This is a genomic window from Streptomyces botrytidirepellens (genome assembly GCF_003721215.1).
Taxonomy (GTDB): domain Bacteria; phylum Actinomycetota; class Actinomycetes; order Streptomycetales; family Streptomycetaceae; genus Streptomyces; species Streptomyces himastatinicus.
Genome location: NZ_RIBZ01000121.1, coordinates 38,861 through 49,632, shown reverse-complemented (window position 1 = coordinate 49,632; position 10,772 = coordinate 38,861). Strand labels below are relative to the sequence as shown.

At 72.1% G+C, this 10,772-nt stretch carries 7 protein-coding genes; 3 read left to right on the top strand and 4 right to left on the bottom strand.

What is annotated here, in order from left to right:
• The coding region (locus EEJ42_RS09570) for a M56 family metallopeptidase (protein ID WP_246096286.1) at nt 1-619 on the bottom strand (619 nt) is incomplete at its 3' end.
• A gap of 197 nt (nt 620-816) precedes the next feature.
• Nucleotides 817-1,185 carry a BlaI/MecI/CopY family transcriptional regulator gene (locus EEJ42_RS09565; RefSeq protein WP_009720553.1) on the bottom strand — a complete coding sequence of 123 codons (369 nt, stop codon included), beginning with the start codon at nt 1,183-1,185 and terminating at the stop codon, nt 817-819.
• Nucleotides 1,186-1,414: 229 nt separating this feature from the next.
• Between EEJ42_RS09565 and EEJ42_RS09560 the strand changes: the two genes are divergently transcribed.
• Entirely contained in the window at nt 1,415-1,945 is a 531-nt protein-coding gene (locus tag EEJ42_RS09560; RefSeq protein ID WP_123099531.1) for a TerD family protein, read from the top strand.
• Between the two features lie 40 nt (nt 1,946-1,985).
• On the opposite strand, the gene EEJ42_RS09555 is transcribed toward EEJ42_RS09560, so the two are convergent.
• The gene (locus tag EEJ42_RS09555; RefSeq protein ID WP_123099530.1) at nt 1,986-5,069 is read right to left on the bottom strand and encodes a CHAT domain-containing protein; all 3,084 of its coding nucleotides are present in this window, start codon (nt 5,067-5,069) and stop codon (nt 1,986-1,988) included.
• A gap of 164 nt (nt 5,070-5,233) precedes the next feature.
• On the opposite strand from EEJ42_RS09555, the gene EEJ42_RS09550 reads away from it, so the two are divergent.
• Together EEJ42_RS09550 and EEJ42_RS09545 are read left to right on the top strand one after the other, a co-directional pair.
• Nucleotides 5,234-8,026, top strand: coding sequence for an alpha/beta fold hydrolase (locus EEJ42_RS09550; protein WP_123099529.1), 2,793 nt, complete (start codon nt 5,234-5,236; stop codon nt 8,024-8,026).
• Nucleotides 8,023-8,898 (top strand): ABC transporter permease, encoded by an 876-nt coding sequence (locus tag EEJ42_RS09545; RefSeq protein WP_123099528.1) that lies wholly within the window; start codon nt 8,023-8,025, stop codon nt 8,896-8,898. The genes EEJ42_RS09550 and EEJ42_RS09545 overlap by 4 nt, the downstream gene beginning before the upstream one ends.
• A 5-nt stretch (nt 8,899-8,903) precedes the next feature.
• Here EEJ42_RS09545 and EEJ42_RS09540 read toward each other — a convergent pair whose 3' ends face one another.
• Nucleotides 8,904-10,070 carry an FAD-dependent monooxygenase gene (locus EEJ42_RS09540; RefSeq protein ID WP_123099527.1) on the bottom strand — a complete coding sequence of 389 codons (1,167 nt, stop codon included), beginning with the start codon at nt 10,068-10,070 and terminating at the stop codon, nt 8,904-8,906.
• Between the last annotated feature and the right edge of the window lie 702 nt (nt 10,071-10,772).

The following is a 10,772-nucleotide window of genomic DNA, read 5'->3' as shown; positions in this document are numbered from 1 at the left end:
GGCGGCGGTGCGGGCCCAGCATGCGGTGCAGCCGGACCAGGGCGCCGGGGCCACCGGCCGCGAACGCCCCGCGGGGCGTACGGCTCGCCGCCATCTCGTACAGCGCCGCGGCGAGCGTCTCGCGCGGGTGGCGGCGCAGCGCGCGGTCGTCCGCCGCCATCTCCAGCAGCATCGCCGTCTGCTCGCGGGCGGCGCGGGCCAGCGGCAGCCACCGGAAGGCCCTGGCGAACGCCTCGGCCGCGGCCAGCGTCAGATGGTGGCGGCCCGCGATGTGCGCGCGCTCATGGTCCAGGACGGCGTCGAGCTGGGCGCTGGACAGCACGCGCAGCGCGCCCGTGCTGACGACCACGCGCGGGCAGCGCCCCGGCAGGCAGTACACGGCGGGCAGCTCATGGTCGAGCACGGTGGCGCGCAGCCCCGCCGAGCGGCGCCCGACCAGGGCCAGCACACCCAGGTGGCGGGAGCGGGCCCGCCGCGCCCGCAGCACCTCGTGGCCGAAGCGGGCGAGCGTGAGCAGCGCCACCAGGAGCGGCAGCACGGCGGCCGGGATGTCGAGGGGGCCGGGCACCGGGAGGCGGGCGTGCCACGACAGCCCGCACAAGTGCACTAAGCCGGACACTCCCGCGTCGAGGTGTCCGGTCGGGACGGCGAGGTGGTACGCGGCCAGCGCCAGCGCGACCGTGAACGACACGGCCAGGCCCTGCCAGGCGGCCACGGCGAGCGCGGGGGAGCGGTGCGGCCAGGCGCTGCGCAGCAGGATCCGCGGGGCCAGGGTGCCGACCGCGGCCGCGTAGCAGGCCAGGGCGAACGCCGGGATCACTCCTGGTTCCGCCGCCCTGCCGCCCGCAGCGCCTTGCGCAGGGCGCTGACCTCCTCGGGGCCCATCTGCTCGACGAAGTGGGCGAGCGCCGCCGGGCGGTCCTGGCTGGTGCCCAGCGCGTCCTCCATCAGCGCGGCGGAGTACTCCTCACGGCTGCGTACCGGCGAGTACAGCCAGGCCCGGCCCTCTTTGCCGCGCTGGAGCCAGCCCTTGTTGTAGAGGATGGTGGCCACGGTCATCACCGTGGTGTAAGCGACCGGCCGCTGTGTGTTGATGTCGTCGACGATCTCCCGCACCGTCGCCGGGCGCCGCCACGTCCACAGACGGTCCATGATCTCCGCCTCGAGATCCCCCAGCCGCCGCATGGACGCTTCCTTCCGCCGTCAGACGCTTACCTCCGTTAGTACGGAGGCCCATAGTAGAGAGCCCTCATCGCGGGGTGGACACCGGGGGGAATGCCGGGCGGGCCTAGGAAGATCGCCGATCATCCGAGCGCCGGGTGCTCCGCCCCTGGCCAAAGCCTCAACTGGCCTTGCGCACGATAGGATTGACCGGACGCGTATTCAACACGGGTAAGGGGAAAGGGAAGTCTGGATGAGTGGTCTGAACAAGGGGCTCGGGAAAATCGAGGTGGCGCTCAAGTGGGACCCCAGCCCCAGCGGGGAACCGGCCAATGATCTCGACATCGTCGCCGGGACCTACCGTGCGAGCGATCCGTACGGTGAACCCGCGTATCTGGTGCACTTCGACAGCCGGTCGCCCGACGGCACCATTTACCTCAATCGGGACAGCCGCACCGGCCAGGGACTGGGCACCGACGAGGCGATGACCTTGGAGTTCGAGCGGCTGTCGGAGGAGTACTCCCGGGTCGTCGTGGGTGTGGCCATCCAGCAGAACGCCGGGCGGAAGACCTTCGGCGATGTCCGGAACACCAGCGTCCGGATTGTCGAGGGATATACCGAGCTGATGGAAGGTGATTTCACCGGCGTCTCCGGAGCCACGGCAGCCACGGTCGCGGAGTTCACCCGGGACGAAGCGGGGGAGTGGGGAATCCACAGCGTCGTCCGTGGATTCGACGTCGACCCGGAAACGTTTACGGATGTGATGGGCAAGGATTATTCCTGACCGCATTTGTGCGCTTTCTCTGTCGCCCGGGCGCACCCCGCTACGGGCCGATGTGAATCATTGACGCCCAGAACAGCGGTTCCGCGTAGCGCCGTTCAGCACGCAGCCGCTGGACCGCCCGGTGCAGCGCGTGTGCCGAGCCTGCCATCGACCGCGCCGCGCCCAGCGCCCCGTACGTGTCCCGGGCGAGATTGGGTGTGATCGCGTCCTTCAGCGTCCACAGGCTGCCGATCACATGGCGGTAGCCGCACAGCTGGAACGCCGAGGCGAGCGTGATCACCTCGTCGACCAGGGCGGTGCCGGGCGCGGCGGTGTGGCAGGCGGAGAGGTACGCGAACTCCGCCTCGTCCAGCCGCTGGGTGGTCAGATCGTGCACGGTCAGCTCACCGCCGTGCAGCAGCAGCCCGCCCGCCGACGGATCCTCGGGGTCGTACGAGCCGTGGCACGCCAGATGCGCGTACGGAGCGTTGCGCAGCGCGGCGAGTACGGCCTCGGGGGTGGCGTCCGTGCCCAGCAGCCGGGACTGCCCGACCGGCAGCTCGGCCACCGCCGCCAGTTCGTCGTCCACCGCGGGCAGCGGCGGAAGCGTGGTGCCGTCCGCGCCGGGCGGGGGCGCGGGCACTCCCCCGGCGGCCAGCGTGGGCGGCTTGCCGGACGGCGCCGCCCGGTCCCGGGCGTGCAGCAGGGCGCCCAGCGTCGGGGTGTACGACGACACCACCCGGTCCTGCACATGGCTGCCGTCCGCGGGGCACCGCGCCGCGTGCAGCGGCAGCAGTGCGAGGGGTCCGGTGGGACACCACCACAGCCGTGGCCACTCCCCGTCCTCGGCCTCGGACCCCACCGGCCGGTCCAGCCCGAGCCGGGTGAGCACGGGGCCCGCGATGTGCTCCCACAGCCACTCCAGCGTGTCGTCCATGGTCCGCTGGTGGGTGTCCGCGTCGGCCAGGCCCGCGGCGGAGGAGAGCGCCGTGACGGCGGCGTGGAAACCCTCGGAGCGGCGGCTGACCTCGGCCCGGGTGATCCCGGCGAGCGGAAGCACGTCGACGCCGGTCCCGCCGTCGGCGTCGGCGCGCAGCAGCAGGGCGTCACAGCGCAGCTCCGCGATGTTGAGCACCACGACCGGGCCCCGCGCGGCCACCGTACGCAGCCGCTCCCAGTCGAGCGGCCGGTGGAACCGCTCGAAGCCCTCGAGCCGCCGGATCTCGGTCAGGAGGGACGCGAACTCCGCGTTCAGGGCGGCGCGTTGCGGGGCGGTGCCGCGCTCCTCGATCAGGTCGGCGCACACCCGCTCGAACCGCCCGGCGAGTTCGGGTGCCGTCGCGTCCAGTTCGGGGTGGCGGCCGCGCAGCCGCAGCGCCTGGGCCAATAACACGCCACGGCCCTGTTCGAGCCGTACCAGCGCCTCTTCGGGGCGGTCCGCGCTGATCTCGACGGCGGCGGCGCTACAGGCCGGCGACGGCAGCTCGCGCAGCCGCACCTCCCTCGACCGCCGGTCCAGCGCCCGGCCGGTGAGCTTGGGGAGCAGATCGTCCAGCGCGACCCCGAACGCCCGCGTGGCCTCGGGCAGATCGCCGAAGTACGCGCCGTTCAGCCCCCAGAGGCAGGCCGACCACAGCCGGATGCGGATGTCCTCGCCGGGTGCGAGCGCGGTGGCGCGGAACTGCCGCGTGGCGGCGAGGAGATCTCCCGGGGCGTGGGTCATTCCCGAACGTGCCGTCAGGAGCGCGCCCAGCTCCATGCTCGCCGCCTGCCAGTGCGGACTGGTGGCCGGAAGCCCGGCGAGCACCGACCGCAGCACCTCGACACCACGGTCGACCTCGGCGACCTGCCCGGTGTGCTGCCCGCGCGCCCCGAGGGCCACGGCCAGCTTGATCCGCATCACGGGATGGTCGTGCTGATGCGGCGGAGTGGCGGCCACCGCATGCTCCAAGTGGCGGATGGCCTCGGCCAGTTCCCCCAGTTCGCCGTGTGCCTGGAAGCGTGCGTGCAGTACGGAGGCCAGATTGGTGAGCAGCTGACCGTGGTGGGGTGACAGGGGAGTGCTGCCCGCCATCGCGCTCCGGGCGGCCGCGGTGGCGGCGTCGAGATCGGCCGGCCTGCCGGTGTTGACGTACTGGTCGAGGAGGGCGAGGCCGAGCAGGGAGTACGCCGGGGACCGCAGCGCGTCGTCGGCCACGGTCCGCAGCGCGTCCCGCAGGAGGCCGATGGCCTCGGTCAGGTCGCCGAGGTGGCCGGTGGCCTCGAAGCGCATCCGCAACAGATTGCCCAGACTGATCCGGTGCCCCTCGCGGGCCGGATCGCCGGTGGGCGTGGCGTCCAGCTCCGCTCGTACGCCCGCGATGGAGGTGTCCAGATCGCCCGGCGCCCCCGTCAGGCTGTACCGGGCCATGCGCCCGCCCGGCGTGGCATCGTCGGCCACGGGGGCGGGCGGTGCCACTCTGGCCTGCGCCGCGGCCAGCGCGTCCAGCACCGCGGCGGGCGGCTCCTCGTCGTCGGGGAACGCCGCCACGGCCTGCCGCATCAGCGCGACCGCCGCGATGATCAGCGTCTGATCCCCGGTGAGATCGAAGAGCGTGGCCAGCGCGGAGCCCTCGTTGAAGAGGATCCGGGGAGCGTTCTCCTCGGGCGCCATCTCCCGCGTGTGACGGAACATCTCGGCGGCCCGCCACAGCCCGGCCTCGTCCCGGGCGGACGCGCTGGCGGAGAACAGCACGACGGAGATCGCGTGCAGGATCTGCCAGGCCGGTGCCACCTGCGCGGTCGTGCCGGTCAGCCCCTCCCTGAGCGCCCGGGGAAGGGCAGTGGGCCGCAGCGCGTGCACGACCGAGAAGAGGAAGCCCGCGGCGAGGCGGTCCTCCGCGGCCTCGGTCTCGGGGGCGTGCGGGCCTCGCGCCAGATGGAAGCAGGCCGCCAGATAGACCGCCTCGATGTCCACCTCGGCCGGGCTCACCTGCGCGGGCGTCAGACGGCCCCGGGCGCGGTCGACGATCCCGGCCATGGTGCGCAGGGTCTCCGGGGACAGCACCGACTCCCGGCTGTCGCCCGAGAACGGGCGGTTGCGGTCGGGATCGGCCATCGCCTCGCGGATCAAACGGCGCAGATTTTCGTCCAGATAGTCCCCCATGGGCGACATTGTGACGTGCGTCGTCCCTCAGCGAGGGCGGAACGGCGTGATCCGCTGCGTACCGCGTCGGGTGTACGGCGCGTTGCCGGATACTCCTTGAGAAGCAGGACGGAATCCGTCTGATGTCAGCGCCGACGTCGGCATCTCATGCCTAGGGTTCTGTCATGGATCTCCGAAAGACCCTGCGCGGTCGGCGGCTGCTCGCGACGGTGGCCGCTGTCGCCGTCCTCGCGGGCACGGGCACCTGGGCCACCGTCGTAGCCGCCGACGACCGGCCGGCCGTGCACCGTGAGGACCGGGTGCTGGACATGCCCGGGACGCGTCTGGACACCTCGTACTTCACCGCGGGCCAGGGCCGCCGCCCCGCGGTGCTGCTCGCCCACGGCTTCGGGGGCAGCAAGGAGGACGTCCGGGAGCAGGCCGAGGAGCTGGCCCGGGACGGTTACGCCGTGCTGACCTGGTCGGCGCGTGGCTTCGGGAGATCGACCGGCAAGATCGGGCTCAACGACCCCGACCATGAGGTGGCCGACGCCCGGCGGCTGATCGACTGGCTGGCGAAGCGGCCCGAGGTGCGGCTCGACGCCCGGGGCGATCCGCGCGTGGGCGTCGCCGGTGCCTCGTACGGCGGGGCGGTGTCGCTGCTCGCCGCGGGGTACGACCGGCGGGTCGACGCCATCGCGCCCGAGATCACCTACTGGAACCTGGCCGACGCGCTGTTCCCGAACGGCGTCTTCAAGAAGCTGTGGGCCGGGCTCTTCTTCACCACCGGCTCGGCCGACCTCTCCGGAGGTCAGCAGGGCCAGGACTCCCAGGGCTCCCAGGACGAGTCCGGCCCGCAGGGCGGCGGAGGAGGCGGTCAGGGCGGTGCTCAGGGCGGTGGTCAGGAAGGCCAGGGCGGCCAGACCGCCCCGAGCGCCCCGCCCGCCGCGGACGGCCGGAACCAGGGCTGCGGACGGTTCGAGAAGCAGCTGTGCGCGATGTACGAACGCGTCGCGGTCGCCGGGAAGCCGGACGACGCCGCCCGGCGCATGCTGGAGGCCCGCAGCCCGTCCGCCGTGGCCGACCGGATCAAGGCCCCGACACTGATCTTCCAGGGCCAGTCCGACTCCCTCTTCCCGCTCGGTCAGGCCGATGCGATGGCGAAGGCGATCAAGGCCAACGGCGCCCCGGTCGACGTCGACTGGACCGACGGAGGACACGACGGCGGCGACCGCGAGACCGGGCGCGTCCAGGCCCGCACCCGGGACTGGTTCGACCGCTATTTGAGGGGCGACCGGGGCACCGACACCGGGCCCGCCTTCCGGGTCACCCGCTCCGGCGGCGTGGACTCCACCAACGGCGCCGTCCAGCTGCGCGGCGCCACCGGCGACCGCTACCCGGGCCTGGAGGACGGCCGCCGGAACGTGGCGCTGCGCGGCCGCGAGCAGTCGTTCGCGAACCCGCCCGGCGGCGGACCGCCGTCGGTCTCCACGGTGCCGGGCATCGCCGCGCTGTCCCAGGCGTCCTCGTTCGGGATCGGCGTCTCCCTCGACGTCCCCGGCCAGTTCGCCCGATTCGACTCCGCGCCGCTGAAACAGTCGCTGCGGATCACCGGCACGCCCGAGGTGAACGTCCGCGTGCGGGCGGACACCGACGACGCCGTGCTGTTCGCCAAGGTGTACGACGTCGGGCCGGACGGGCAGCAGACCCTGCCCTCCCAGCTCGTCACCCCCGTTCGCGTCACCGACGCGAAGCAGGGGAAGATCGTCACGCTCCGGCTGCCCGCCGTCGACCACGAGGTCATCGCGGGCCACTCGCTGCGGCTCGTGCTCGCCTCCACCGACCTCGGCTACGCCTCCCCGGCCCAGCCCGCCACGTACCGCGTCGCGCTCGCGGGCGACGGCCTGAGCGTGCCGACCGCGCCCGGGGTGCACACCGAGCCCGCCTCGCTGCCGTGGTGGGTGTGGGGGCTGCCGCTGGGCGGCGCCGTGGTGGCGCTCGGCGTGCTGCTGACCGGCAGGCGGCCGACGTCCGCGCCGCCGCCGGACCCCGCGCTGACCGACGTACCGCTCCAGATCACCGGCCTCAGCAAGCGCTACGCCAAGTCCGCCGACCGGTACGCCGTGCGCGACCTCTCCTTCCGTGTCGAGAAGGGGCAGGTACTCGGACTGCTCGGGCCGAACGGCGCCGGAAAGACCACCACACTGCGCATGCTGATGGGCCTCATCAGCCCGGACGGCGGGGAGATCCGTGTCTTCGGCCAGGCCATCAGGCCCGGCGCGCCCGTCCTGTCCCGGGTGGGCGCCTTCGTCGAGGGAGCGGGCTTCCTGCCGCATCTGACCGGACGCGCCAACCTGGAGCTGTACTGGCGCGCCACCGGACGGCCCGCCGAGGATTCGCACCTCGACGAGGCGCTGGAGATCGCCGGTCTCGGCGACGCACTGGAGCGCGCGGTGCGCACGTACTCCCAGGGCATGCGGCAGCGGCTCGCCATCGCCCAGGCCATGCTGGGCCTGCCCGATCTGCTCATCCTGGACGAGCCGACCAATGGCCTCGACCCGCCCCAGATCCGCGAGATGCGCGAGGTGATGATCCGGTACGCGGCCGCCGGACGCACGGTGATCGTCTCCAGCCATCTCCTGGCCGAGGTCGAACAGTCCTGCACCCATCTGGTCGTCATGGACCGCGGGCGGCTGGTGCAGGCAGGCCCGGCCGGGGAGATCACCGGCACCGGGGAGAGCCTGCTGGTCGGCCACGAGGGCGAACTGAGCGACGCCCTGGTCGACAAGGTGAGCGCGCTGCCCGGCATCACCTCCGCGGTGCGCACCGACGCCGGGCTGCTCGTCCTGGTCGACGGCGCCGCCCCGGCGCGGCTGCTCGCCGAGCTGGTGCGGCTGGAAGTCCCGGTGACCAGCTTCGGGCCCAACCGGCGCCTGGAGGACGCGTTCCTGACGCTGATCGAAGGAGGATCCGCATGAGCAGCCCCGTGAGCTCCGTGAGCTCCGTTACGGAGGCGGCGCCCGGCTACCGGGCGCGCCACACCCTGCCCCTGCGGGTCGAGGCGGTGCGGCAGCTGCGCCGGCGCCGCACCCTGGTGATGGGCGTGGTGCTGGCCGCGCTGCCGTTCGTCCTCGTCGCCGCGTTCGCGATCGGCGGCACGCCCGAGGGGCGGGACGACCGGGTCACCCTGATGGAGACCGCCACCTCCTCGGGCGCCAACCTCGCGGCCACCGCGCTCTTCGTCTCGGCGGCCTTCCTGCTGGTCGTGCCCGTCGCGCTGTTCTGCGGTGACACCGTCGCCTCGGAGGCCAACTGGTCCTCGCTGCGCTATCTGCTGGCCGCGCCCGTGCCCCGGGCGCGGCTGCTGGCCGGAAAGCTGGCCGTGGCGCTGGCGTTCAGCGCGGCCGCGATGGTGCTGCTGCCGCTCGTCGCGCTGCTGGTGGGGACGGTGGCGTACGGCTGGGGGCCGCTGCGCCTGCCCACCGGCGGCGAGCTGGGCACGGGCGACGCCCTCGCCCGGCTCGCCCTGGTGGTCACGTACATCTTCCTGTCCCAACTCATCACCGCCGCCCTCGCGTTCTGGCTGTCGACCGTCACCGACGCACCGCTGGGTGCGGTGGGCGGCGCGGTCGGGCTGACCATCGTGGGCAATGTACTGGACGCCGTCACGGCGCTGGGCTCCTGGCGCGAGTTCCTGCCCGCGCACTGGCAGTTCGCCTGGGCCGACGCACTCCAGCCCCACATGGAGTGGGGCGGAATGCTGAAGGGCACGGCGGTGTCGGTGGCGTACGCGCTGGTGCTCTTCGCCCTCGCCTTCCGTGGCTTCGGCCGGAAGGACGTGGTGTCCTAGAGGCCTCAGTAGTCCTTGAGCGTCAGCGAGTTGACCACCTTGTAGAAGTCGTTGGTGTACACATCCTGGTCGTCCCCGTTGAGCTCGGCGTCCATCCGCTCCTTGTTGACCAGGGCCAGCTCCTGGTTGGCGGTCACGAAGTCGCGCAGTTCGTGCTCGTAGGCGGCGAAGGCCGTGGTGTGGTCACCGCCCGCGGCCTTCAGCTCGCCCGCCAGGACGTACGCCCCGACCAGGGCCATGGAGGTGCCCTGGCCGGAGGCGGGCGAGCCGCAGTAGCCCGCGTCGCCGAGCAGCGCCACCCGGCCACGGGACCAGGAGTCCATGTGGATCTGGGCGACCGCGTCGAAGTGGAAGTCGGGGGCGCCCCACATGTACTCCAGCAGCCGTGGCATCTCCCAGCGCGCGTTCGCGTACCGCTCGGCCACCAGCTGCTTGTGCTCCGAGGGGGTGCGGTCGCCGAGCACCCGCGCGGGCGGCTCGTCCGAGCCGAAGCCGACGTAGACCCGGGCCTCGGTGTTGTCGCGGACGCTCATCACCATTCCGCCCCACGCGTCGGCGTCGTTCATCAGGTAGGCCACCTGCCAGCGGTCGAGGCCGAGATAATTCGGCACGGTCCACACGGCCAGATAACTGCCCAGGGGCCGGATGAAGTTCTCCTCGGGACCGAAGACGAGTCGGCGGGTGCTGGAGTGCACTCCGTCGGCGGCCACCACGAGATCGAAGGTGCGCGACAACCCGCTGCGGAAGGTGACGGCCACTTCGCCGGGGCCCTGGGCGAGTGCGGCGATCGAGTCGTCGAAGAGATATTCGATGCCCTTTCCTCCCGCGCCCACGAGAATCGTCGCCAGATCGTCGCGGAGAATCTCGACGTCGGGGGTGTCGAGCCGCCCGCCGCTCGCGGTCCATTCGGTGGTACTGGACAGTTCCTTTCCGTCGCCGTCGACCGTCGACATGCCGCGCAGACCGGTGCTGTGAGCGCGGATCTCCTCCAGGACCCCCATGCGCTCACACACCTCCAGCGCCGTGCCCCGGACATCGATGGCCTGCCCGCCGGGCCGCAACCGGGCGTACCGCTCCACCACGGTGACCTCGTATCCGTAGCGGTCGAGCCAGTACGCCAGAGCCGGTCCGGCGACACTGGCGCCGGAAATCAGGACTCGCATATTCCGCATCGTGCACTCCTTTTGGCCGTCCCCCGAATCCCTTCTGCTCGCAAGAGTGAGCGATGCCACCGACACCACACCGACGCACCGCCTATGGGCACCGACAGGTCACCGACGGGACGCCGGCGGGACGCCGACAAGGCCGAACACCGCGGGAGTCACCAGCGTGCAGTGATCGATTAATGAGAGTGTTACCTGATGGTGTTGTGCCGTTCTGTTGTCATCGAAGAGACTGGGGCTTCCGACTGGCCCGTACAAAAAGCCGGTTGGTCGCACTGGTGACGTTCGGTCCTCCCCCCACGATCCGAACAAGGATGGGACCCATGCACACTTCGCTGGAACACGCTCGCGTGTCCCGCGGCCCGGCAAGAGCGGTACGCGCCTGTCCCGGGCAGCGCCGGAGACCCTGCCCTCGCGGCAGCGGACCGGCCACGGCCTCCGCGTAGCAACGCCGAAAACCCTCACGCGAAGCCTCACCAACGGCGATTCGCCACTCCATAAGCCCCCTCGGGCAGCTATACGGCCACGCTCGGCATATGCCCCCGCGCGGACGGCATTCCGCATGCCCCGGCATAGCGCCCCGGCATCCCGTTCGGTGACGCACGACCTGGCAAGGAAGGAACTCCTCAGGTGCTGATTTCGCACCATGCGCGGTCACCCGAATCATCGGAAACATCGTCCGAAGGAACCTCCGGACGTTCGGCCGAACCC

Excerpts from the sequence above, each read along its gene's own strand:
- EEJ42_RS09565 (WP_009720553.1), bottom strand. The coding sequence starts at position 1,185 with ATGCGGCGGCTGGGGGATCTCGAGGCGGAGATCATGGACCGTCTGTGG.
- EEJ42_RS09560 (WP_123099531.1), top strand. The coding sequence starts at position 1,415 with ATGAGTGGTCTGAACAAGGGGCTCGGGAAAATCGAGGTGGCGCTCAAG.
- EEJ42_RS09555 (WP_123099530.1), bottom strand. The coding sequence starts at position 5,069 with ATGGGGGACTATCTGGACGAAAATCTGCGCCGTTTGATCCGCGAGGCG.
- EEJ42_RS09550 (WP_123099529.1), top strand. The coding sequence starts at position 5,234 with ATGGATCTCCGAAAGACCCTGCGCGGTCGGCGGCTGCTCGCGACGGTG.
- EEJ42_RS09545 (WP_123099528.1), top strand. The coding sequence starts at position 8,023 with ATGAGCAGCCCCGTGAGCTCCGTGAGCTCCGTTACGGAGGCGGCGCCC.
- EEJ42_RS09540 (WP_123099527.1), bottom strand. The coding sequence starts at position 10,070 with ATGCGGAATATGCGAGTCCTGATTTCCGGCGCCAGTGTCGCCGGACCG.